Here is a 23,362-nt window from a genome sequence, read left to right as displayed (position 1 = left end):
GTCCAGTTATCTCTTGGTCCGGCCGGAAAGCAGACCGGCAATCAGCTTGGGCGCACTGGATTTCAGGGCTTCACCGCGGCCGGAAAGGCTGGGGTTGGTCATGAAATACTGCTGCGCGTTGAACGGCTCCTCGCCCTTGCGCACCTCCATGCGCCTGGACGTTCCGTCGGGCAATATCTCGTAGCTTTGCTGATTGTCAATGATATTGCCCAGCATGATCTGGGACAGAACCTGCTCCTTGACCGTCGGATTGGTCAGCGGCACCAGCGTCTCGACGCGGCGGTCGAGGTTGCGCGGCATCATGTCGGCCGAGCCGATATAGACGAGCGCCTTGTCCGACGGCAGGCCATAACCGTTGCCGAAGCAGAAGATGCGGCTGTGTTCCAGGAAGCGGCCAACGATCGACTTGACGCGGATATTCTCCGACAGGCCAGGCACCTGCGGGCGCAGGCAGCAGATGCCGCGCACGACCAGATCGATCTCCACGCCGGCATGGCTCGCCGTATAGAGCGCGTCGATGATCTCGGGGTCGACGAGCGCGTTCATCTTCATCCAGATCGCCGCCGGCGCGCCGTTCTTCGCATGCATGATCTCTTCGTCGATGTGACGCAGGATGCGCGAGCGCAGCGTATAGGGCGAGACCGCCAGCTTCATGCTTTCTTCCGGCTCGCCATAGCCGGTGATGAAGTTGAAGATATTCGCCATGTCATGGGCGATGACAGGGTTGCAGGTGAAGAAGGACAGGTCGGTGTAGATCTTCGCAGTGATCGGGTGATAGTTGCCGGTGCCGAGATGGCAGTAGCTGCGTAGCTTGCCCTCCTCGCGGCGCACCACCAGCGACATCTTGGAATGGGTCTTCAGTTCGATGAAGCCGAAAACGACCTGCACGCCGGCGCGCTCGAGATCGCGCGCCCAGCGGATGTTCGCCTCTTCGTCGAAACGCGCCTTGAGCTCGACCAGCGCCGTCACCGATTTGCCGGATTCGGCCGCATCGATCAGCGCACGGACGATCGGGCTGTCGTTGGAGGTGCGGTAAAGCGTCTGCTTTATCGCCAGAACGTCAGGATCGCGCGCAGCCTGGAGAAGGAACTGGACCACCACGTCGAAGGATTCATAGGGGTGGTGAACCACCATGTCCTTTTCGCGGATGGCGGCGAAGCAGTCGCCTGCATGCTCGCGGACACGTTCGGGAAATCGCGCATTGTAGGGCGGAAACCGCAGATCGTCGCGCGGCGCCTTGGTGATCTCCGACAGCGTGTTCAGCGCCAGCAGACCCGGTAGAACGGCGATACGGTTTTCGGGAACGCTGAGCGCCTGGACGACGAAATGGCGCAGCGAAGCCGGCATTTCGGAATCGGTCTCGATGCGGATCACCTTGCCGCGGCGGCGGCGCTTCAGCGCCGTTTCGAAGAAGCGCACGAGATCTTCGGCTTCTTCTTCGACTTCGATATCGCTGTCGCGGATGATGCGGAACGTACCTGAACCCTGCACCTCATAGCCCGGATAGAGCCGGTGGATGAAGATGTTGGCGACGTCCTCGAGCGTGATGTAGCGGATCGTGTTGCCGTCGTCGGGCAGGCGCACGAAACGGTCGAGCGCCGGCGGCAGGCGCAAGAGCGCCGTCATCGGCTCGCGGCCATGCTTGCTGGCGAGCTGCAGGCCGATCGAGAAGCCGAGGTTCGGGATGAACGGGAACGGATGGGCCGGGTCGATCGACAGCGGCGTCAGGACCGGGAAGATCGCCTGCTCGAACTCGGTCGCCAGCCACTGGCGGTCGGTATCGCTCAATGCGCCCGGGCGGACGATCAGGATGTCCTCGCGGGCCAGATACTGCTGGAGCACGGCAAGCGATGCCTGCTGCTCCATCTGCAGATTGTCGATCTCCTGCAGGATGGCATCGAGCTGCTCGGCCGGCGTCTTGCCGTCGGGCGTGCGCACGGCGATGTTCTGGCGCACCTGGGCCTCAAGGCCGGCGACGCGCACCATGAAGAATTCGTCGAGGTTGGCAGCCGAGATCGACAGGAAGCGGACACGCTCAAGCAGCGGATGCTCTGTGTTCAGCGTCTCCTCGAGAACGCGGCGATTGAACTGCAGCCAGGAAAATTCCCGGTTGATGAAGCGCTCGGGGCTCTGCAGCAATTCTGCAAGTGGAGGGAGGGCGGAGGACGCTTCCGGCTTCGGTTCCTGATGCTCCGCAACTGCACTGTCCATAGGCCGATCCGTCCCCATTTATTCGCCATCGCGAATTATATCAGTTTCACGACAGAACTGTGACAGTCAATCGACCGGGCCGGAATTTCCCAATTCATTCAATACTTCGGCCGCCATTGCCCGGGTGATCTTCGTGCCGCGCGACCAGGCGAGCCGGTCGAGCCGCTCGACGATCGTCTGGGCGGCATTCAGCGAGCGTTCCATCCGGTTGACGATATAGAACACCAGTTTGTCATCTATATTAAGCTGCCGGTCAGAGAAGAGCTTGACGATCACCTGCGACAACAGCTCCTCGTCCGGCTCGCCGATCTCGACGACGGTGGCAGCTTTCAGGCGCGAGCGCAGGTCGGGAAGCTCGACCGGCCAGGACATCGGCCAGAGGCGGCTCGTCATCATCAGGCTGTGGCCGTTCTCGCGCACGCTGTTGATGACGTGAAAGAGCGCCGTGTCATCGAAGCCTTCGCGGTCGACATCCTCGAAGAGGACGGGACCGGCAGCGGCAGCGACTGCGGCGTTGGAGCCGGACTTCGGATGGATGCTCTGTGCGCCGCTATGCTCCTTCCAGATACTGGCGAGATGCGACTTGCCGGAGCCGACTGGACCCGCCAGGATCACCACCGGCGACGGCCATTGCGGCCAGGCATCGACGATGGTGACGGCAGCGCTCAGACGGTCGGAGATCAGGAGATCGTCACGGCCGGTCGCGGCATCATGGGTAAAGACCAGCGGAAGCTGCTCTCCGGCCTTGCGCTTTGCATCGTTCATTTGGATTCGGCTTTGCTCTTGCGGGCAACGGATTTCGACTGACCCGCATAAAGATCGCTCTCAAGGTAGCGCGACAGGGCAAAGCGGACAAGAACGCCTACGGCAGCGGCCGCAGGCACCGCGATCAGCAGGCCGACGAAGCCGAAGAGAGCGCCGAACGCGAAGAGCGCGAACATCAGCCAGACCGGGTGCAGGCCGACGCTATGGCCAACGAGCTTCGGCTGCAGAATATTGCCTTCGAGGAACTGGCCGCTGAAGAAGACCGCGAGCACGGCGCCGACCCAGATGTAATCGGGCCAGAACTGCACGATGGCAACGCCAACGGCGATCAGCAGGCCGAGCATCGAGCCGACATAGGGAATGAAGCTGATCATGCCGGCGAAGAGACCGATCAGCAGCCCGAAATTGAGGCCGACCAGCGACAGACCGGCGGCATAGTAGATGCCGAGGATGAGGCAGAGCGAGCCCTGCCCGCGGATGAAGCCGGCGATCGCCTGATCGATCTCGCGGGCGATCTGGTGAACATTGGCAACATAATCACGCGGGATATAGCGGTCGATCTGCGCCACCATGCGGTCCCAGTCGAGCAGCATGTAGAAGGCGACGACGGGTGTGACGATCAGCAACGAGATCAGGTTGACGACGGCAAGGCCGGAGCTCCAGATCTGCGCGAAGAGGCCGGTCAGGAAACCGACGCCCTGCGAGAGGATTTCCGAGAAGTTGTTCTTGATCGTGCCGAGCTGGCTCTTGATCCATTCCGGCAGCAGCGAATTCTGCGAGGTGGTGATGAACTGCTGCAGCTGATCGATATAGCCCGGGAACTTGCCGGCGAAATCGGTGAACTGGCTCGCCAGAATCGGGATCAGCGTCATCAGCGCGATGACGATGACCAGCACGAAGCAGACGAGAATGACGATCGTCGCCATCATCCGGCTGAGGCCGATACGCTGCAGCCGGTCGGCGACCGGATCGAGGAAATAGGCAATCGCCATTCCGGCCAGGAACGGCAGCAGGATGGAGCTGAAGACGAGCAGGAACAGGATGAAGAATGCGAGCACGCCGAGCCAGAAGAAGACCTGGCGCTTCAGACTTGTCCCGCTGACCTGATTTGGCATCGATTACCCCGTGTTGTCCCGCCCGCGACGCGATTTTGGCCGCGAACGCATTCAAAGCACATAGGATGCAGCCCGGAAGATGGTCAACCCTGCCTGGAGAAATCCCATTCGCAGACCTTGAAAGAGCGGGAAATTGGGGCTTTTCTCTGTGCACCGCCTTGCATAAAGCGCACTCTCATGCAATTGCGACCGGCATGTGACGGGGTCGCTTGTCCCCATATTGTCCGCACGTGCAAAAACCACCGGAGAGCAGCATGAGCCAGTCTGGAAAAAACGGCCTGACCTATAGCGATGCAGGCGTCGATATCGATGCCGGCAACCTGATGGTGGAGAAGATCAAGCCTGCCGTGCGTTCGACGCGCCGCCCGGGCGCAGATGGCGAAATCGGCGGCTTCGGCGGCCTCTTCGACCTCAAGGCAGCAGGCTTCAAGGACCCGGTTCTGGTTGCCGCCAATGACGGCGTCGGCACCAAGCTGAAGATCGCCATCGACGCGGATTATCACGATACTGTCGGCATCGACCTCGTTGCCATGTGCGTCAACGACCTCGTTGTCCAGGGCGCCGAACCGCTGTTCTTCCTCGACTATTTCGCCACCGGCAAGCTCGACCCGAACCAGGGCGCGGCGATCGTCGAAGGCATTGCCGCGGGCTGCCGCGATGCGGGTTGCGCGCTGATCGGCGGCGAGACCGCTGAAATGCCCGGCATGTATTCCTCCGGCGACTACGACCTTGCGGGCTTTGCCGTCGGCGCTGCCGAGCGCGGCGAACTGCTTCCGGCCGGCGACATTGCCGAAGGCGACGTCATTCTCGGCCTCGCTTCTTCCGGCGTTCACTCGAACGGTTTCTCGCTGGTGCGCAAGATCGTCGAACTCTCCGGCCTCGGCTGGGATGCTCCGGCACCCTTTGCAGAGGGCAAGAAACTCGGCGAAGCGCTGCTGACGCCGACCCGCATCTATGTGAAGCCGCTCCTGAAGGCGATCCGCGAGACCAAGGCGATCAAGGCGCTCGCCCACATCACCGGCGGTGGTTTCCCTGAAAACATTCCGCGCGTGCTGCCGAAGCATCTGGCCGCCGAGATCGACCTGTCGGCCGTCAAGGTTCCGGCCGTATTCTCCTGGCTTGCGAAGACCGGCGGCGTCGAAGCCAAGGAGATGCTGCGCACCTTCAACTGCGGCATCGGCATGATCGCCGTCGTTTCGGCCGAGAATGTCGAAGCCGTGACCAAGGCGCTCGAGGCCGAAGGCGAGAAGATCGTCGTGCTCGGCCGGATGATCGCCCGCGCGGAAGGCGCGACCGGCACGCAGTATCAGGGTACGCTCGCCCTATGAGCACGCCGCGCAAACGCGTCGTCGTCTTCATCTCGGGCGGCGGCTCCAACATGCTAGCGCTTGTCGCCGCCGCGAAAGCCGCAGACTTCCCGGCGGAGATCGTCGGCGTGATCTCGGACAAGGCGGATGCCGGCGGCCTCGCCAAGGCGGCCGCCGAAGGCATCCCGGCCTTTGCCTTCGTGCGCAAGGACTATGCCAGCAAAGAAGCCCATGAGGCGGCGATCTTCGAAGCGCTCGATACGCTCTCGCCCGACATCCTCTGCCTCGCCGGCTACATGCGCCTGCTGAGCGCGACCTTCATCCAGCGCTACGAGGGACGGATGATCAACATCCACCCTTCGCTGCTCCCCCTCTTCCCCGGCCTGCACACCCACCAGCGCGCCATCGACGCCGGCATGCGGATCGCAGGCTGCACCGTGCATTTCGTCACCGAAGGCATGGACGAAGGCCCGGTCATCGGCCAGGCGGCAGTACCGGTGCTCTCGGGCGATACGGCCGATACGCTGGCCGGACGCGTACTCACGGTCGAGCATCAGCTCTATCCGCAGGCGCTCAGGCTATTTGCCGAGGGCAAGGTGCGGATGGAAGGCGGCAAGGCAGTCGGGACCAGTGCCGGCGCTGCGGCGGGGACTGATCGGGTTATTTCGCTGATTTGATTGGCGGAGGCTTTGTCCCGCCTTTAACGCACGGCTGCCAGTTTGCGCCGAGGCTCCCCCACTCTCCCTCATTCCTGTGCTTGTCACAGGAATCCAGCCACCGCGCGTCTGTGCGGTGAATGACTCATGCATGTAGGAAGACGTTTCCCGCGCCCCAGGACTGGGGTGCACTGGATTCCTGTGACAAGCACAGGAATGAGGGAGCGCGAGGGGGGCATGCTCGGCAAAACTAATCAGCCTCGCAAGTGGCTGCCCCCTGGCCTGCTACCCCTCAGGCCGCGATCGCCTCAAAAGGGTGAAGCGTACCGTCGCTATACACGAACCGCCCGGCCCGGAACGTCGCACGGATGCGGTGCACGTCGCCCTTCTCGACCGCCACCAGATCGGCGCGCTGACCGAGGGCGATCTCGCCGCGGTCCAGCAATCCGGCCGAGCGGGCGGCATTCGACGTCGCCATGGCAACGGCGGCCGGCAGGTTGCCGTCCATCGCGTCGGCGATCTTGAAGATGCCGGGGACGAAGGCGGCCGGATGGTAGTCGGCGGCGATGACGGAGAGAAGACCGGCCTTGGCGGCATCGAGGGCGCTGAGATTGCCGGACATCGACTGGCCGCGCAGCGCGTTCGGCGCGCCCATCAGCGTCCAGAGGCCACGGCGGCGGGCTTCTTCGGCGGCCGGCAGCGTGACCGGGAATTCGCTGATCGTCACGCCGAGATCATGCATCTCGGCAACCTTCTCGGCGCTGTCGTCATCATGCGAGGCGAGCGACAGCTTGTGCTGCAGCGACAGCGCGACGATCTCGCGAAGCTTGGCGTCGATCGCCGGATCCTCGCGCATGGCGATGCGCTTCTGGACGATTTCCAACGCCATGTCCTTGGTGATCGCGCGGCGCTCGGAAATGCTCGCGACATAGGCTTCGATATTGTTGTACTGGCCCTGCCCCGGCGTGTGGTCGGTCAGCGAGACCATGTCGACCTGATCGGCAACGAGCAGCTTTTCCAGCGTGGCGGCGGCGCCGACATTGGTGATCTCATAGCGGGCATGAACCTTGTGATCGATCAGCAGCGAATTGCGCAGACGGTTGATGCCCTCGATGACGGCAGAGGTGGTCGCCAGCGAACGGACATGGCCGTAGACGCTCTCGGTCGCAAAGGAGATCGCCGCATAGGCTGTCGTCACGCCGGCTGCGGCGAGCTTCTTGTCGAGCTCGTGAATACCGAAATCGATCGGCATCATCGCATTTGGGCGCGGCGCAATCTCGCGCTCGATCATGTCGCCATGCAGATCGACGAAACCCGGCATCAGGAAGCGCCCACCGCCATCGATCGCCGCACCGGCGACCGGCGCGTCACGGATTTCGGCGATGACGCCATCCTCGACACGCACCGAGCCGTGGCTCACGATTTCACCGGGAAGGACGAGCGTGAAATTACTGAGCCACATGATTTTTCTCCTGTTGGGGCAAGGCGGGAAGACAAACCGCAGCGCATAGGCCGGATTCGTGACAAGCGCGTGAAAACACCGTGGCGCGCGGCTATTTTCGGGTTAGCGCCAGATCCCTTTGTTCATCGCCGCCCATTGCAGCAGGATGATCGTCTTCATGTCCCGGATGTCGCCGTTGCCGATCATGGCGAGCGCGTCGTCGAACGCCACCTCCAGCACTTCGATATCCTCATGCTCCTCGGCCAGTCCGCCGCCGTTTGAAACGCGATCCGCGGTATCGACCTCGGCGGCGAAGAAGTGGACGATTTCGGCGTTGGAGCCGGGGGAGCTGTAGGCCTTGAACAGGAAGCGGACGTCGCGGATGCGGAAGCCGGTTTCCTCCATCGCCTCGCGGCGGATGGCGGCTTCGGGTTCGTCGCCGTCGAGCAGGCCGGCGGGCGTCTCGAACATGAAGGGCATCTCGCCGTGCAGATCGGGCGGCAGGCGATATTGGCGCACGAGCACGACGGTGCCGCGTTTGGCATCGTAGAGCAGGATCGTTGCGGCCGGGGTCCGGTGATATACCTCGCGGTCGAGCCGGTGAGTGACGCCTTCGGAATCGGTATAGTCGATCTTGTAGGCGCTGAGCTTGGTCCAGCCTCGCGAGAGCACGGTTTCGCTGACGATTTTGGCGCCAGCCTTCTCGAATTTCGTCATGCGGCGTCCTTGCGTAGCCAGACCTTGTTGTCGTGGACGGCGGCACCGCCATAGGGCGCGACGGGATCGGCGCCGGTGAGCACGTTGATCCCCTCGCCGTCGACATGCGCCTTGTTCGGCCACAGGCCCTCGGCGATGAGAACGCCGGGCTTCACTTCCTCGGTGATCTTCACATGGATGCGCAGGTCGCCTCTGGTATTGCCGATGTGGACGAGATCGCCGCTCTCGATGCCGTTCGCTTCGGCATCGGCCGGATTGACCATCAGTTCCGGGCGGCCCTCCTTCTGGCGCGAGGTCTTCGTCTCGGCGAAGCTCGAATTCAGGAAGTTGCGGGCTGGAGACGTGGCGAGGCGGAACGGATGGTCGGCATCGGCGAGCTCGATGACATCCACCTGATCCGGGAAAGCAGGCAGCTGCTCATGCGGGCCGAAGGCGCCGAGGACTTCAGGTGGCTTGTTGGGCGCGGCACCGTTCACCCAGTCCGGGCGGAAGTGGAACTTGCGGTCGGCATGGGCAAAGCCGTTCAGGAAATGCGCGTCGTCGAATTCCGGCTGGCGGTCGAACCACTTGTTTTCGAGGAAATAGTCGTAATCCGGCAGATTGCTGTCCTTCAAGACACGGTCGACCATTTCGCGCGCCGTAAAGCCAAAGCCCGGTCGGTCGGCGACGCCGAGGCGCTTGGCGAGCTCTTCGATGACGAAGAGATTGGTACGAACGGTTTCCGGCGGCTCGACGAGCTTGGGGCCGAGCAGAATGTGGTTCTGCCCGCCGGCGCGGTAGATATCGTCGTGCTCGACGAACATCGTGGCCGGGATGACGATATCGGCCATCTCGGCGGTATCGGTCATGAACTGTTCGTGGACGGCGACGAAGAGGTTGTCGCGGGCAAAGCCCTGCTTCACCAGCCGCTGCTCGGGGGCGATGTTCACCGGATTGGTGTTCTGGATCAGCATCGCAGTAACCGGACCGCGATGGCGAAGCGCCACTGCATCGCCGGTCAGCGCCCGGCCGATCTGCGACTGGTCGATCATCCTGATGTCAGGATCCTTCATCGACTTGCCGGTGAGCTCCGCATTGTTCATGCGGAAGATATCGCTGTTCGAATGGAAGGCCCCGCCGCCCTCATATTGCCAGGAGCCGAGAACGGTGGCGATCGAGGCGGCCGCATGCATGGCGACCGCGCCGTTGCGCTGGCGGGTGAAGCCGTAGCCGAGGCGGAAATAGCTCTTCTTCGTGGTGCCGACGAGTTTGGCGAAATCCTCGATCTCGGCGACGGAAAGCCCGGTGATCCCGGCCGCCCATTCCGGCGTCCTGGTCTTCAGATGCGCTTCGAGACCGGCGGGATCGTCGGCAAATTTCGCCATATATTCGCGGTCGGCATAGCCGTCGCGGAAGGCGACGTGCATGACGGCGCAGGCAAGTGCCGCATCGGTGCCGGGCTTGACGATCAGCGCCATGTCTGCCTGCTTCATCGTCGGGTTGTCGTAGATATCGATGACGACGATCTTCGCGCCGCGTTCCTTGCGGGCTTTGATCGCGTGGGTCATGACATTGACCTGCGTGGCGACGGCGTTGGTGCCCCAGATGACGACGCAATCTGTGCGCGCCATCTCGCGCGGGTCGGGGCCACGCAGCGTGCCGGTCGCCATCGTGAATCCGGTCCAGGCCGGGTTGGTGCAGATCGACGAGAAGAAGCCGGAATAGCGCTTGGCATGACGCAGGCGCTCGATCGAGTCGCGTTGCACCCAGCCCATGGTGCCGGCGTAGAAATACGGCCAGATCGCTTCACTGCCGTCCTTGGCTTCCGCCTTGACGAAAGCTTCGGCGATTTCATCCAGCGCGTCGTCCCAGGAAATCTGCTGCCAGTTGCCCGCACCCTTGGCGCCCTTGCGGCGCAGCGGATGCATCAGTCTGTCAGGGTGATAGAGGCGCTCGGCGTAGCGGGCGACCTTGGCGCAGATGACGCCCGACGTATAGCTGTGGTCGCCTGCCCCGCGCACGCGGCCGATCCGGCCGTCATCGGTGATATCGACCTCCAGCGCGCAGGTGGAGGGACAGTCGTGCGGACAGGCGGTGTGCCCGACCCGGGATTTCGCGTGAATGGGGGTCGCAATGTTCATATGATTTCTATATGCGAAGCGGAAAGCGGCCAAAAGCCGGAAATTGCGCCGATCAGGCGAATTCATAACAGGCATCAGCAACGATGAACTACCGCCATATCTATCATGCGGGCAATTTTGCCGATGTGCTGAAGCATGCGGTGCAGGCACGGCTGATCCGCTATCTGCAGAAGAAGGACGCCGCCTTCCGCGTGCTCGATACGCATGGCGGCATCGGCCTCTACGACCTCTCCTCCGAGGAAGCGCAGAAGACCGGCGAATGGCAGACGGGCATCGGCAAGCTGATGGAGGCCGATCTCGATCCGCAGGTGGCCGATCTGCTTGAGCCCTATCTCTCGGCGGTTCGCGAACTGAATCCTGAAGGCGGCATCCGCTACTATCCGGGTTCGCCGAAGCTTTCCCGGATGCTCTTCCGCCCGCAGGACCGGCTATCGGCCATGGAGCTGCATCCGGAAGATTTCGTGCGGCTGCATCGCCTCTTCGAAGGCGACCACCATGTGCGTGTCACCGAGCTCGACGGCTGGCTGTCGCTCGGTGCGCATCTGCCGCCGAAGGAAAAGCGCGGGATGGTGCTGGTCGACCCGCCATTCGAGGAGGATGGCGAATATGAGCGGCTCGTGGACGGACTGGTGAAGGGCTACCGCCGTTTTCCGGGCGGGACCTATTGCCTGTGGTATCCGCTGAAGAAGGGGGCTCCCATCAAGGAATTCCACGAGGCGCTGCAGGCGACCGGCATTCCGAAGATCCTCTGCGCCGAACTCAGCGTGCGCAGCGACCGGGGCATCACCGGCCTGACGGGCTCCGGGCTGATCATCGTCAACCCGCCCTTCACGCTGAAGGACGAGTTGCACCGGATGCTCCCTGCCCTCAAGGACATCATGGCCCAGGACCGCTACGCATCGCACCGGGCCTTCTGGCTGCGCGGCGAAGAGAAGGCCGCGCGGGACGATTGACGCCTGCCCAACGACGACTGGCCATCGCCCCGATTGACCATGACGGCGGCGTGCGGAATAGTCCGCCGCGCCAACGCATTTCCATAGGTGTATGATGAAGCTCCTCTGCGCAACGACCTCACCCTATTCGAGCAAAGTCCGCATGGCGGCGCGCTATCTCGAGCTCGATGTCACGGAAATCCGCGTCGATACCAATGCCGGCCCGGCGATCCTCGTCGACAACAATCCGCTGGGCAAGATCCCTACCCTTTTGACCGACGATGGCGCATCGGTTTTCGACAGCATCGCCATCATGCACTATTTCCACCGGCTGAAGAAAAAGAAGCTCTATCCCGACAAGAACGGCAAGCGCACCGAGGCCGAGATTTTGGAAGCGCTTTGCGACGGCATCTGCGACTGCCTGCTGGCGATCGTCTATGAACGGCGTTTCCGGGACGAGGAAAAGGTGCATCAGCCCTGGATCGACCGGCAGTGGAAGAAGGCCGTCAGCGGCCTCAACCATATCAGCGCCCATCCGCCGAAACTCGGCAAGAAGCTGCACGGCGGCCATTTCGCGCTCGCTGCCGCAATCGGCTATCTCGACCTGCGCTTCAAGGGCCAGTGGGAAGCGGATCATTCCGAGCTGATCGGTTGGATCCGGGATTTCGAGAAGAAGTTCCCCGCCTATCCCGATCTCAAACCGCAACAATAAAAAAAGCCCGGCTCGAAGCCGGGCTTTTTCTTTGACCGGAAACCGATCAGAACTTCACGCCGATACCGACCTTGACGCTCTGCTCGTCATAGCCGCGCGAAACGCTGCCGATGCCGGTGTCGTAGTTCTTGTTCTGGTAATCGCTGAAGCGATATTCGACGCGAGCGGTGATGTTGTTCGTGACGAAAGCTTCTGCGCCGACGCCGACGGTGTAGCCGTAGGAGGTCTTGTCGTCAGAATCGCCGCCGGCGCTAACCTTGTTGTTGGTCGCAGCAAGACCAGCCGTGCCGTACAGCAGGAAGGGGTTCAGGTCGTAGCCAACGCGGCCGCGAACGGAGCCGTTGAAACGGTTCTTTTCGGTAACGCCGCCAGCCGAATGGTCGAGGCCGGAATAACCGAGGTCGGCTTCAACACCGTAAACGATCTGACCAGCCTGCCAGTTGTAGCCCGTGTAGAGCTGACCACCGAGGGCGTAGCCGTCGCGGCTGCTGTTGAAGTCACCCATGTTGTAGGTGCCTGCACCGCCGAGGTAGAAGCCTTCCCAGTTACCTGCCGGGGTAACCGGCTCGTTCTGGGCTACCGGAGCTTCCGGGACCTGGTCAACTGCATCGGCAGCATTTGCAGCGGTGAAGCCGGCTACGACGAAGGCAGAAGCCATCAGGCTAGCAATGAGTGTACGCATACTTGTCTCCTTTCAGTCCCGCGCTCTTCGTCAACTGTTTTACACCGAAGCATTCGCGAGCAATTACTAGATGTCCCTCTCGGATCGAGGGTGAAAGTGGAGCCCAATTGCGGATTTGAAAGAGCCAAATTGTGAAATGATTGTGGCGGCGGGGTGGCTGAAATTCGATGTTGCTATAGCGCAACAGACTATTTGTTAACCATAATGAATGGTTAAATTCACAATACTTATTTTACGAAAATCTATTCTCAAATAATACATAGAATAAATCGGCCTGGAACGCAATTGCGTTCACCTATTTATCTACTCTTCGCCCGCCCCTATATAGGAAGCACTTAGATTCATTGATGACGAAGGCAAGCTTTTGAGCGGGAAAAGACTTAAGGCCGCACTGGTAACCGGTGCCGCCAGAAGAATAGGCCGGGCGATTGCCAAGGATTTGGCGGATAACGGCTTTTCGGTCGCAGTCCATGCGAATGGTTCGCTCGCTGAAGCCGATCGCTTTGTGGCCGAATTGCGGCAGAGCGGTGCGCGGGCGATTGTGGTCCAGGGCGATCTTACAAAAATAAATGAGACGGCAAGCCTGATCGAAAAGGCTTCTGCGGAGCTCGGATCGCTCGATCTGCTCGTCAACAATGCCTCGATTTTCGCCGAAGATTCGCTGCGCAAATTCGACGCCGCAATCTGGGACGAGCATTTCGCCGTGCATCTCCGCGCGCCGTCGATTCTCGCCGCCAAATTCGCCGAGCAGCTACCGGATGGCGCCGACGGGCTGATCGTCAACATCATCGACCAGCGCGTCTGGGCGCTGCGGCCGAGCTTCTATTCCTATACGCTGTCGAAATCGGCTCTGTGGACGGCGACGCAGACGATGGCGCAGGCGCTGGCGCCGCGCATCCGCGTCAACGCGATCGGGCCAGGCCCCTCGATGCCGAGCGAAAGGCAGCTGCAAGAAGACTTCCAAGCGCAGGTCGCAGCTCTTATCTTGAAGAGAGGCCCCGAATTGGAGGAATTTGGGCGAACGATTCGTTTTCTGTTCGAAACGCCTTCGATCACGGGTCAGATGATTGCACTCGACGGCGGCCAGCATCTCGCGTGGCAGACGCCGGATGTGCTGGAGATCAAGGAATGAATGCCAAGAAGCTGCCGGATGGCGGTGTTCTTTATGATGAAGCCGACGAGAATGAAGACGATATCGAGGTGGAAGGCGATGCTTCCGCCGCGCCGATTTCGGCCGGGATCGACTGGAACGAAGGCGGGGTCAACGAAACAGGGCTGGTTGGCCAGGATCTGATCGCCGAATTCGTCAAGCGGCTGCCGAACAGTCCGGGCGTCTATCGCATGTTCAATGCCGATGGCGACGTACTCTATGTCGGCAAGGCGCGCAGCCTGAAGAAGCGCGTCAGCAACTATGCCATGGGCCGGGTGCATTCGAACCGCATCGCCCAGATGGTGCGGCTGACTGCCAACATGGAATTCGTCACGACGCGCACCGAAACGGAAGCGCTGCTGCTCGAAGCGAATCTGATCAAGCGCTTGCGGCCGCGCTTTAATGTGCTGCTGCGCGACGACAAGTCGTTTCCCTATATCCTGATCACCGACGACCACCGGGCGCCCGCGATCTTCAAGCATCGCGGCGCCCGCGCCCGCAAGGGCGATTATTTTGGCCCCTTCGCCTCTGCCGGGGCCGTCGGGCGCACGATCAATTCGCTGCAGCGCGCCTTCCTGATCCGCACCTGCACCGACAGCGTCTTCGAGACGCGCACCCGCCCCTGTCTGCTCTACCAGATCAAGCGCTGTTCCGGCCCGTGCACGCATGAGGTCAGCGACGCCGGCTATGGCGAGCTGGTGCAGGAAGCCAAGGATTTCCTGTCCGGCAAGAGCCAGAAGGTGAAGGCGCATATGGCGGAAGCCATGAATGCCGCCGCAGAGGATCTCGATTTCGAGCGGGCCGCGGTCTATCGCGACCGCCTCGCCTCGCTGTCGCATGTCTCCAGCTATCAGGGCATCAATCCGGCAGGTGTCGAAGAGGCAGACGTTTTCGCCATCCATCACGAGGGCGGCGTTTCCTGTATCCAGGTGTTCTTCTTCCGCACCGGGCAGAACTGGGGCAACCGCGCCTATTTCCCGAAGGCCGATCCGCAGCTGACGGGCGCCGAAGTGCTGAATGCCTTCCTGGCGCAGTTCTACGACGACAAGCCCGTGCCGAAGCAGATCATGCTCTCGGAGACCGTCGAGGAAATGGAGCTGCTGGCCGCGGCCCTCGGCGAAAAGGCCGGGCATAAGGTGTCGATCCTCGTGCCGCAGCGTGGCGAAAAGCGCGATCTCGTCGATCACGTCGTCGGCAACGCTCGCGAGGCGCATGGCCGCAAGCTTGCCGAGACGGCGTCGCAGTCGCGCCTGCTCGACGGCTTCAAGGATACGTTCGCCCTGCCCTACACGCCGCAGCGCATCGAAATCTACGACAACTCGCACATCATGGGCACCAATGCCGTCGGCGGCATGGTGGTCGCAGGGCCGGAAGGCTTCGTGAAGGGCCAGTACCGCAAGTTCAACATCAAATCGACCGACATCACTCCCGGCGACGACTTCGGGATGATGAAGGAAGTGATGACGCGGCGGTTCCAGCGGCTGATCAAGGAAGAAGGCATTCCCGACCGCTCGCAGCCCGCTGTCGCAGCCGACACGGATGCCGCCGACATGCCCTTCCCGGCCTGGCCCGACGTCATCCTGATCGATGGCGGCCAGGGACAGATGACGGCGGTGCGCGGCATTCTCGCCGAACTCGGCATTACCGACAGCGTCATCGCCATCGGCGTCGCCAAGGGCGTCGACCGCGATGCAGGCCGCGAGCGCTTCTTCCCGCCCGGCAAGGAAAGCTTCACGCTGCCGCCGCGCGATCCGGTGCTCTACTTCATCCAGCGGATGCGCGACGAGGCACACCGCTTCGCGATCGGCTCGCATAGGGCGCGGCGCAAGAAGGAGATGGTCAAGAACCCGCTCGACGAGATCGGCGGCATCGGGCCGTCGCGCAAGCGCGCGCTTCTGCAGCATTTCGGCACGGCGAAGGCCGTCTCGCGCGCTGCTCTCTCCGATCTGATGGCCGTCGAGGGCATTTCGGAGACGGTGGCGAAGACGGTCTATAATCATTTTCACGACGACGCCGCGAAATAGGCGGCGGCGGTCGCAAATTCCACGCAAAAGGAAGCGAAAAGCAGAAAGAATATTGACGGTTGAGGACCAAAGCCGTCATCTACGGGCACATCGTTTCAGAGAACAGTTTCATGGCATCGCGCGCATACAATATCCCGAACCTGCTGACCTACGGACGCATTCTTGCGGTGCCGCTGATCGTGCTCTGCTTCTTCGTCGAGGGGCGGCTGCAGAGCTCCGACCTCGCCCGCTGGGTCGCCTTCTGGATCTTCGTGATCGCCTCGGTGACCGACTTCCTCGACGGTTATCTGGCGCGCATCTGGAACCAGACCTCGAATATCGGCCGCATGCTCGATCCGATCGCCGACAAGCTTCTGGTCGCCTCGATCCTGCTGCTCGTTGCCGCCGACGGCACGATTGCCGGCTGGTCGATCTGGGCGGCGATCATCATCCTCTGCCGTGAAATACTGGTCTCGGGCCTGCGCGAATATCTGGCGGCGCTGAAGGTCAGCGTTCCCGTGACGCGGATCGCCAAGTGGAAGACGACGGTGCAGCTCGTCGCCATCGCCTTCCTGCTCGCCGGCCCCGCCGGTGATGCCGTCCTGCCCTACACAACGCAGATCGGCATCGGCCTTCTCTGGATCGCCGCGCTGCTGACGATCTATACCGGCTACGACTATTTCCGCGCCGGCCTCAAGCACATCGTGGACGAAGAGTGATGACACGCCTCGTCTACTTCGCCTGGGTGCGCGAGCGGATCGGCAAGAGCGAGGAAGAGATTTCGCTGCCCGCCTCCGTCGTCACAGTCTCCGATCTTCTGAGTCATCTGAAGGGCTTGGGCGAAGAGTATGAGACAGCGCTTCAATATGAGAACGTCATTCGGGTGGCGCTCGATCAGGAGCATGTGGAGCACGACGAGCCGATCGGGAACGCCCGCGAGATCGGGATTTTTCCGCCGATGACGGGTGGGTGAGACGGTGAGCGCCGCGCCAGTCCGCCCCCCTCTGGCCTGCCGGGCATCTCCCCCACGGGTGGGGAGATTGGCTGGGCGCACCGGCTTCGCTACAAAATCTCAACATTCGCAAATGCCGGAGTGGTCCTGGGAGCACGCCACTTGTGATCTCCCCACCTGTGGGGGAGATGGCCGGCAGGCCAGAGGGGGGCTAGCACGGCAAAACCTCTCCGCCTCCGCGAGGTGCCGCCTATGACCCTCACCATCCGCGTCCAGTGCGACGACTTCGACCTGCAGGCCGAAACCGCCCTCCTCTCCAGGGGCAAACCCGGCATCGGCGCCATCGTCACCTTCACCGGCCTCTGCCGCGACGAAGGCGGGACGCTTTCGGCGCTGGAGCTCGAGCACTACCCGGGCATGGCGGAAGCCGAGATGCTCAGGATCGCCAATCTCGCCATCGAGCGCTTCAAGCTCAAGGGCCTCACCGCCATCCACCGCTACGGCAAGATCGCCGCTGGCGAGAATATCGTGCTGGTGATCGCCGCCGCCCCGCATCGGCAGGCGGCCTTCGACGGCGCCAATTTCGTCATGGATTACCTGAAAACGTCAGCGCCCTTCTGGAAGAAGGAACACGCCAAGGACGGCAAGAGCGGCGACTGGATCGCCGCCAAGGACAGCGACGACAGCGCCCGCGACAAGTGGAAATGAGCAGAACCTTTTAAGGTATCGCCCGTTCGCGCCGGCTCATCACCAGCAAGAAGACCAGCAGCGAGAAGACCGCGAAGTCGCGCCAGAGGAACGAACCGTAGGCCGTCCAGAGCGTTTCCGCGAGGCCGACACCCGCCGCCCCGCCCGCTGATTTCAGCGGATCGGAATAGCCGCCGGCGGCCGAGATCATCAGCACCTTCAGGCCGAAGAGCAGGCCGGCGCCGAAATCCATCGTGCCGTAATAGAAGGTCGTGAGGATGCCGCAGCAGGTGGCGAAGAAGATCGATGCGACATAGGCGAGCAGGAAGACGCGGCCGGAGCTCGTGCCGCAAAGTTCGGCGGCCAGCGGATCGTCGGTGACGGCCCGCCAGATGCGGCCGAGGCGGGTATAGCGCAGGATCAGTGCTCCCGCCCCGATCAGCGCGATCATCAGGCCGGCATTGACGAGCTGCATCAGCGTCAGCGTCACCTTGAAGGAGGCGTCGCTCCAAAGCACGACCGTGGTGTTCAGCAAGGGCGGCAGCCAGAGCTCGCGGGTTTGCGAGGCGAGCCTTGCCGTTTCCATCAACAGGATGGTGACGCCGAGTGCGGCGACGATGACCGTGTTGGCGGAGCGGCGCACCAGCGGCCGCATGATGCTGCGGCCGATCCAGAAGCCTGTGAGCAGCGAATAGACGAAGGACAGGCCGATGCCGATCGCCAATGCGGCGGGCAGCACCAGCCACAGCTTGTTATAGGCGAAATCGGTGAAGAGCAGCAGGATCTGGCCGGCGAAGGCGAACATCGCGCCATAGGTGATATCGGCCCGCTTGGTGACGCCGAAGGCCAGCGAATAGCCGAAGGCGAGCGCCGCATAGAGCGCGGCGAGCGGCACGGCATTGGCCAGTTGCTGCAGCAGATATCCCATTCACATGCTCCATATCGCCTAAAATAATAACTGGCAAAATACGTTTTACCAGTTATATTTTCAGGATGAGCTTTACCTGGACCCCGCATCGCTTTTCCGGTGGCGCCCTGGCGCTCGATGTCGCCAACAGCGTCATTCTGCGCCATGATGCCGAGCGCAGCATCGACCGTTTCGCCTCGACAGCGCAACTCGACGCCTTTCCGGCTGCTGCGACGGAATTCTGCGCCGAACGGGCGCTGTTCGGCGATGTCCTGCCGGTCCATCAAGAGAACCGGCCGGCCTTTCTCGGCCTTCGCGAGGCTGTTGACCGCTATTTCCGCCAGCGGGTGCTTGGCGAAGCCGATGATGCGATGCTGGCCGATCTTCTGGAGCGGATCGCATCGGCGCTGCGCGGGGCGCGGCCGGATGGCCTCGATGCGGCGACGGCGCATTCGGCGCTGAGGCTGATCGCCATGCCGGATCCTGACAGAATGAAGATATGCCGGAACTGCGGCTGGCTGTTCATCGACCGCAGCAAGAACAGGAGCCGCGCCTGGTGCGATATGGCGGTCTGCGGCAACCGGGCAAAGGCCAACCGCCATTACCGGCGCAAGAAGGAGGAGATGCCATGAAGATCAAGGCGATTGCCGCGCTCGGCTTCTCGGCCCTGCTGATCGCAGGCTGCCAGCGCGAGATGGAAAAGATGGTCGAAGTGACCGGCCACATGTTCGTCTTCAACTACCGCGTGGCGACGGCCACCTATCTGGTGACGCTGCGCAAGACCTCGCCGATCCCCGATGGCGCCGTGGCGATCGCCGAGTTCGAAAACCCGGCGGGCGGCGATCCGATCACCCTGCAGGAGAAAATCTTCCCCGCCTGGGACAAGATCACCCTGCAGAGCCCGGCGATCCATTGCGTGCGCAAGGACAAGCCCTATAGCGCCAAGATCAAGCTGGTCTCCGCCGACGGCAAGACACTGCAGGAATTGCAGACACAATTCGTCTCCGATGTCGACCAGGCGGCGATGCTGCCGAGCAAGCCGCTGGTGGTCGGGCCGTTCTACAATAAGAATCCCGAGGTGTTTAAGGCTGACGGGACGGTGGATTATTCGAATACGGACAAGTGTCCGACGGCGTAAGTAGCCACGTTAAATATCAAACGCTCTGCTCGGAGCCCCCTCATCCGCCCTACGGGCACCTTCTCCCCGCTGGGGAGAAGGGGAAACGAAACGGTGCGGCACCTCCCTTCTCCCCTTGGGGAGAGCGACTGTCTTTGGCGTCAAGCGTTTTGCCATGGTTTTGCGTCCCGGATGATAGCGTTGAGGATGGTGAGGAGCTTTCGCATGGTTGCGACGATGGCGACGATCTTCGGCTTGCCCGCGGCGACGAGCCGGTCGCGGAAGGCCTTGAGACCTGGGTTGTGACGGCTTGCGACGAGGGCGGCCATGAACAGAACGGCGCGCACCTTGCCTCTGCCGCCGCCGATGAAGCTCTTGCCCTTCCATTTGCCCGACTGCCGCGTCCAGGGCGCCAGTCCTGCCAGTGAGGCGATCTGGCGCCGGTCGAGGCTGCCGAGCTCCGGCAGTTCGGCCAGCAGCGTACGGGCCGTTGTCGACCCGACGCCCGGCACGGAGACCAGCAGGCTCTCGCGCACCCGCCATATCGGCGACTTGCGGATATGGTCGTCGAGATCGGCATCAAGGCTTTCGAGTTCGCGCCGCAAGGCCGAAAGCAAGCGCTTGATGCTTTTCTGCGCCTGTCTTGCCAACACCATACGCAGCCGGTTCTCCTCGGCAACGATCATCTGCACGATCTGGCGCCTGCGGGCGACGAGTTCCGAAAGAGCCTGCGTCTCGGCATCGCGCAGAGGCCGGATCTCGGGCTTGGTCGCCAGCACGAAGGCGGCAATGACGGCCGCATCGATCGGGTCGGTCTTGGCCTTGCGGCCAATGGCATTGGCATAGGCACGCACCTGCGCCGGATTGACGACGAGCACCGTCAGGCCTGCCGATGACAGTCCGGCCACAGCTTGCGTCTCGAACCCGCCAGTCGCCTCAAGCGCGATCGCATCGGCCCCGATCGCCTTCAGTCGGCCGGTCAGCTCGCCAATGCCGGCATCGTCGTTGTCCACCGCAAAAGCCTCGCCCTGCGGAAGCACCGCCACGTCGAGCCGGTCTTTCGAAACATCGATGCCTACTATCGTCTCCATCGGATCCCATCCTTGCCTAAGCGGGCTTTGCCTGCGCAAGCGGCCCTGGCGACTGTTCGGGTTCAATGGAACGGCGGACGGAGACCCAGGCTCTCCCACGGGCTTGGTGTCCCAAAGGTGCATCGGTCTTCCATCCGCCACCGCGATAGGCATTACAGCCTCGATAGCGGATAAAGGGAAGTTACAAAGGTGCCCGTAGGGCGGATGAGGGGGCCGCACACGCCAACGCCTAACAGCGCCCAAACAAAAAGCCGGGGCAAAACCCCGGCTTCAAGAGTCATTTCAATCACTTCAGCCCTCAGGCTGACATTCCGATTCAGCCGACGATTTCGGTGTCGGAGAACCAGTACTTGATTTCCTGGGCAGCGGTTTCAGGAGCGTCCGAGCCGTGAACCGAGTTTTCGCCGATCGAGAGAGCGTGAACCTTGCGGATCGTGCCTTCGTCAGCGTTTGCCGGGTTGGTTGCGCCCATGATTTCGCGGTTCTTCAGGATGGCGCCTTCGCCTTCCAGAACCTGAACGATGGTCGGGCCCGAGGTCATGCCTTCAACGAGTTCGCCGAAGAAGGGGCGTTCCTTGTGAACGGCGTAGAAGCCTTCAGCTTCGCGCTTGCTCATCCAGACGCGCTTGGATGCGACGACGCGCAGGCCGGCGTCTTCGAGCATCTTGGTGATAGCGCCCGTGAGGTTGCGCTTCGTTGCATCAGGCTTGATCATCGAAAAGGTGCGTTCAATCGCCATTGGGTCAAATCCTCTGGTTTAGCGGGAAAAGTGGGCGGTCTTTACCCGCCCGCCGCCCCGAAAACAAGGGGGATGAGGCAATTTCACGCCGCTGTCACAGTGCGCCCCCGGCTTTCGTGAAGATCGAGGCAGCGATCGAGCCATGCGACAACCGGATCGTCAGCTGCCAGCATCGAAAGCCCCGCGGTGACCCGGAGCCATTGCAGCGCGCCGAAGACGATGTAGTCGGCAAAGAGCGGGCTCTCGCCGCCGATGAACGGCTGGAACTTCAGCATGTGGCGCATCGGCTCCAGCTTGGCGGCGAAGGCTGCCTCTTCGGCGGCGCGGTTCGCCACCACATCCTCCAGCGTCCGTCCGAGCCGCTGCTCGCGGCTTTCACGGAAATAGGCCTTGTCGCCCTCGTCGAGCGCGCCATGGATATCCATCAGCGCCATGCGCATGATCGCCGTGTGGATCACCATCTGCGAATAGCCCTCGACCATGCGTGACAGCGCCTTGCCGCCCTCGCCGCCAAACAGCGAGGGGCGATCGGGATAGGCTTCCTCCAGATAGAGGGCGATCGCGAAGCTGTCGGTGACGAGGTGGCCGTTATCGTCGAGCACCGGCAGGGTCGGCGAGAAGCCGGATTTTTGCGATACCGGCATAGGTCGTCGGGATCTCCTCAAAAGCCAGGCCCTTATGCGCCAGCGCCATCACCGCCTTCCAGCAATGCGGAGAAAAGAAGTGCTGCGGATTGGCGCCGCAGAGCGAATAGAGCGCAAGCGTCATGGCGATCCTCTCATGAATGACGGGCGCATTTCACGGCAAAGCGGCGCCGCAATCAAATGACGAAATCTGATGGGCGCCATCGTCTTTGGTGAGCGCCGCTTCAAGGTTGCATTAACCGCATTTGCGCCTTTCAGGCCGCGCCAAGCCGGAGATACTGAAAATTCAAGCTATTTTAAAATCTGCAGCGCATAGCGGGAAGATAAGCCGCGGCTAAAGCAGTGTCGAAGGTGCGAGGAACGGTGATGCAGAACACAACCAGGAATGCAGCACAGCGCGAGGGCGCCCGCCCTGCCCCGCAGAACGATGCCCAGAAGATCGCCGAGCATATGGCACGGCTAAACATTGCGGGCCTGCCGCGGAACTACGAGCTGCTGCATGAAGCCGTCTGCGGCCGCAACACGGCACTCGCCACCGATATCTCCGCGCTTGGCAGCCATCCGGCGCAAGCCCGGCTCGATGAGCTCGGCCTCAAATACCGGCTCGTCAGCCATTGCGGCCTTGCCGCCGAAACGGCCGGCACCGAGGCCAGCAAGCTGCTGCGCGAGGCGGCCGATCGTCTCTCGGACGGGCTGAAGCAGAAATATGCCTTTGCACGCGCCGCCGAAACGCTGCTGCAGTCGCTCTCCGGCAATTCCGAACAAGACCTCGACGGCTTCATGAGCGAGATGGAATATCTCGCCTCGTCGCTGGCATCGGTGCTCGCCGCCGAGACCGAACTCGAAGCCAAGCTCCTTTCCGATGTCGAGCGGATCGAGACCCTGGAGCGCGGCGTCGCCGCCGCCCAGGCCGCTTCCGTCACTGACCCGCTGACCGGCCTGCCGAACCGCATCGCGCTCGCCAAGACGATCGGCGATCTCTACGAGGGCGAGGATGCCGCAGGCAGTGCGCTTCTCATGATCGATATCGACGACTTCCGCCAGCTGAATGCCAAATACGGCGTGCAGGCCGGCAACAAGCTGATGAAGAAGCTCGGCAACCTGTTCCGCAAATCGATCAAGAAGAACGACTTCGTCTCGCGTGTCGAAGGCGACGAATTCGCCTTCCTGTTTGCCAATGTCGGCATGCGCGATGCAATCGCCATCGCCGACCGCCTGCGCCAGTCGGTCGAAGAGAACATGGTCTTTGCGACGTCGGACAAATCCGATCCAGGCAAGCTGACGATCTCGATCGGCATCGCGCTCAGCGGCGATGCGGCGACCGGCACGCAGCTCCAGGCCAATGCCCGCGTTGCATTGCTCGCCGCCCAATCCAACCGCCGCCAGCCGATCCAGGCTTTCGGTCGCTGAGGCC

At 62.2% G+C, this 23,362-nt stretch carries 22 protein-coding genes and 1 pseudogene; 12 read left to right on the top strand and 11 right to left on the bottom strand.

The window, feature by feature from the left end; all coding sequences use genetic code 11:
• Window positions 1–6 precede the first annotated feature (6 nt).
• From ACEN84_RS15750 to ACEN84_RS15740, 3 genes are all read right to left on the bottom strand, one after another.
• Complete coding sequence (locus tag ACEN84_RS15750) at window positions 7–2,211, bottom strand: RNA degradosome polyphosphate kinase (protein WP_413709212.1); 2,205 nt, start codon at window positions 2,209–2,211, stop codon at window positions 7–9.
• Window positions 2,212–2,277: 66 nt separating this feature from the next.
• Window positions 2,278–2,976, bottom strand: coding sequence for a DnaA regulatory inactivator HdaA (hdaA, locus tag ACEN84_RS15745; RefSeq protein WP_413709211.1), 699 nt, complete (start codon window positions 2,974–2,976; stop codon window positions 2,278–2,280).
• Window positions 2,973–4,091 carry an AI-2E family transporter gene (locus ACEN84_RS15740; RefSeq protein ID WP_112718790.1) on the bottom strand — a complete coding sequence of 373 codons (1,119 nt, stop codon included), beginning with the start codon at window positions 4,089–4,091 and terminating at the stop codon, window positions 2,973–2,975. Before ACEN84_RS15740 ends, hdaA begins: the two co-directional genes overlap by 4 nt.
• A gap of 254 nt (window positions 4,092–4,345) precedes the next feature.
• On the opposite strand from ACEN84_RS15740, the gene purM reads away from it, so the two are divergent.
• Window positions 4,346–5,419 carry a phosphoribosylformylglycinamidine cyclo-ligase gene (gene purM, locus ACEN84_RS15735; RefSeq protein WP_112718791.1) on the top strand — a complete coding sequence of 358 codons (1,074 nt, stop codon included), beginning with the start codon at window positions 4,346–4,348 and terminating at the stop codon, window positions 5,417–5,419.
• Entirely contained in the window at window positions 5,416–6,075 is a 660-nt protein-coding gene (gene purN / locus ACEN84_RS15730; RefSeq protein ID WP_413709210.1) for a phosphoribosylglycinamide formyltransferase, read from the top strand. Before purM ends, purN begins: the two co-directional genes overlap by 4 nt.
• A 271-nt stretch (window positions 6,076–6,346) precedes the next feature.
• On the opposite strand, the gene ACEN84_RS15725 is transcribed toward purN, so the two are convergent.
• From ACEN84_RS15725 to ACEN84_RS15715, 3 genes are all read right to left on the bottom strand, one after another.
• Window positions 6,347–7,516, bottom strand: coding sequence for an alpha-D-ribose 1-methylphosphonate 5-triphosphate diphosphatase (locus ACEN84_RS15725; protein WP_413709209.1), 1,170 nt, complete (start codon window positions 7,514–7,516; stop codon window positions 6,347–6,349).
• A 102-nt stretch (window positions 7,517–7,618) separates the two neighbouring features.
• Complete coding sequence (locus tag ACEN84_RS15720) at window positions 7,619–8,212, bottom strand: NUDIX domain-containing protein (RefSeq protein ID WP_203429150.1); 594 nt, start codon at window positions 8,210–8,212, stop codon at window positions 7,619–7,621.
• Window positions 8,209–10,332 carry a molybdopterin oxidoreductase family protein gene (locus tag ACEN84_RS15715; RefSeq protein ID WP_413709208.1) on the bottom strand — a complete coding sequence of 708 codons (2,124 nt, stop codon included), beginning with the start codon at window positions 10,330–10,332 and terminating at the stop codon, window positions 8,209–8,211. The genes ACEN84_RS15720 and ACEN84_RS15715 overlap by 4 nt, the downstream gene beginning before the upstream one ends.
• 83 nt (window positions 10,333–10,415) lie before the next feature.
• Between ACEN84_RS15715 and ACEN84_RS15710 the strand changes: the two genes are divergently transcribed.
• Window positions 10,416–11,285 (top strand): 23S rRNA (adenine(2030)-N(6))-methyltransferase RlmJ, encoded by an 870-nt coding sequence (locus tag ACEN84_RS15710; RefSeq protein WP_413709207.1) that lies wholly within the window; start codon window positions 10,416–10,418, stop codon window positions 11,283–11,285.
• A 94-nt stretch (window positions 11,286–11,379) separates the two neighbouring features.
• Window positions 11,380–11,976, top strand: coding sequence for a glutathione S-transferase (locus ACEN84_RS15705; protein ID WP_130282768.1), 597 nt, complete (start codon window positions 11,380–11,382; stop codon window positions 11,974–11,976).
• 46 nt (window positions 11,977–12,022) lie between these two features.
• On the opposite strand, the gene ACEN84_RS15700 is transcribed toward ACEN84_RS15705, so the two are convergent.
• Window positions 12,023–12,658 carry an outer membrane protein gene (locus tag ACEN84_RS15700; protein WP_112718799.1) on the bottom strand — a complete coding sequence of 212 codons (636 nt, stop codon included), beginning with the start codon at window positions 12,656–12,658 and terminating at the stop codon, window positions 12,023–12,025.
• 364 nt (window positions 12,659–13,022) lie between these two features.
• Between ACEN84_RS15700 and ACEN84_RS15695 the strand changes: the two genes are divergently transcribed.
• The 5 genes from ACEN84_RS15695 (at window position 13,023) to ACEN84_RS15675 (ending at window position 17,471) form a co-directional block, all read left to right on the top strand.
• Window positions 13,023–13,790 carry an SDR family oxidoreductase gene (locus tag ACEN84_RS15695; RefSeq protein ID WP_413709206.1) on the top strand — a complete coding sequence of 256 codons (768 nt, stop codon included), beginning with the start codon at window positions 13,023–13,025 and terminating at the stop codon, window positions 13,788–13,790.
• Window positions 13,787–15,832: an excinuclease ABC subunit UvrC gene (gene uvrC / locus ACEN84_RS15690; protein ID WP_413709205.1), complete on the top strand. Its 2,046-nt coding sequence runs from the start codon at window positions 13,787–13,789 to the stop codon at window positions 15,830–15,832. The genes ACEN84_RS15695 and uvrC overlap by 4 nt, the downstream gene beginning before the upstream one ends.
• 110 nt (window positions 15,833–15,942) lie before the next feature.
• A complete protein-coding gene (gene pgsA / locus ACEN84_RS15685; protein WP_112718834.1) occupies window positions 15,943–16,530 on the top strand; it encodes a CDP-diacylglycerol--glycerol-3-phosphate 3-phosphatidyltransferase in 588 nt (195 codons plus the stop codon).
• On the top strand, window positions 16,530–16,784 hold the full coding sequence (gene moaD, locus ACEN84_RS15680; protein WP_199628821.1) for a molybdopterin converting factor subunit 1: 255 nt from the start codon (window positions 16,530–16,532) through the stop codon (window positions 16,782–16,784). The genes pgsA and moaD overlap by 1 nt, the downstream gene beginning before the upstream one ends.
• Before the next feature lie 231 nt (window positions 16,785–17,015).
• Window positions 17,016–17,471 carry a molybdenum cofactor biosynthesis protein MoaE gene (locus ACEN84_RS15675; RefSeq protein ID WP_413709204.1) on the top strand — a complete coding sequence of 152 codons (456 nt, stop codon included), beginning with the start codon at window positions 17,016–17,018 and terminating at the stop codon, window positions 17,469–17,471.
• Between the two features lie 10 nt (window positions 17,472–17,481).
• Here the strand turns inward: ACEN84_RS15675 and ACEN84_RS15670 are convergent, their stop codons facing one another.
• The gene (locus tag ACEN84_RS15670; protein ID WP_413709203.1) at window positions 17,482–18,378 is read right to left on the bottom strand and encodes a branched-chain amino acid ABC transporter permease; all 897 of its coding nucleotides are present in this window, start codon (window positions 18,376–18,378) and stop codon (window positions 17,482–17,484) included.
• Window positions 18,379–18,443: 65 nt separating this feature from the next.
• Here ACEN84_RS15670 and ACEN84_RS15665 point away from each other — a divergent pair, with 65 nt between their 5' ends.
• The gene (locus ACEN84_RS15665) at window positions 18,444–18,989 is read left to right on the top strand and encodes a CGNR zinc finger domain-containing protein (RefSeq protein WP_130282780.1); all 546 of its coding nucleotides are present in this window, start codon (window positions 18,444–18,446) and stop codon (window positions 18,987–18,989) included.
• Entirely contained in the window at window positions 18,986–19,495 is a 510-nt protein-coding gene (locus tag ACEN84_RS15660; protein ID WP_413709202.1) for a hypothetical protein, read from the top strand. The genes ACEN84_RS15665 and ACEN84_RS15660 overlap by 4 nt, the downstream gene beginning before the upstream one ends.
• A 140-nt stretch (window positions 19,496–19,635) precedes the next feature.
• Here ACEN84_RS15660 and ACEN84_RS15655 read toward each other — a convergent pair whose 3' ends face one another.
• The 3 genes and pseudogenes from ACEN84_RS15655 to ACEN84_RS15645 all read right to left on the bottom strand — a co-directional run bounded on the left by ACEN84_RS15655 (window position 19,636) and on the right by ACEN84_RS15645 (window position 22,072).
• Window positions 19,636–20,565, bottom strand: coding sequence for an IS110 family transposase (locus tag ACEN84_RS15655; RefSeq protein WP_413709201.1), 930 nt, complete (start codon window positions 20,563–20,565; stop codon window positions 19,636–19,638).
• A 316-nt stretch (window positions 20,566–20,881) separates the two neighbouring features.
• Window positions 20,882–21,304 carry a nucleoside-diphosphate kinase gene (ndk, locus tag ACEN84_RS15650; RefSeq protein WP_016553456.1) on the bottom strand — a complete coding sequence of 141 codons (423 nt, stop codon included), beginning with the start codon at window positions 21,302–21,304 and terminating at the stop codon, window positions 20,882–20,884.
• An 83-nt stretch (window positions 21,305–21,387) separates the two neighbouring features.
• Window positions 21,388–22,072 (bottom strand): annotated as a pseudogene (locus ACEN84_RS15645) (glutathione S-transferase family protein).
• Window positions 22,073–22,314: 242 nt separating this feature from the next.
• Here ACEN84_RS15645 and ACEN84_RS15640 point away from each other — a divergent pair.
• A complete protein-coding gene (locus tag ACEN84_RS15640; RefSeq protein WP_413709200.1) occupies window positions 22,315–23,358 on the top strand; it encodes a GGDEF domain-containing protein in 1,044 nt (347 codons plus the stop codon).
• Window positions 23,359–23,362: the final 4 nt, after the last annotated feature.

The sequence above is a fragment of the Rhizobium sp. Rhizsp82 genome, from assembly GCF_047325115.1.
Lineage (GTDB): Bacteria > Pseudomonadota > Alphaproteobacteria > Rhizobiales > Rhizobiaceae > Rhizobium.
The sequence above is the reverse complement of the archived record's forward strand: the minus strand, read 5'-3'. Positions and strand labels throughout refer to the sequence as shown.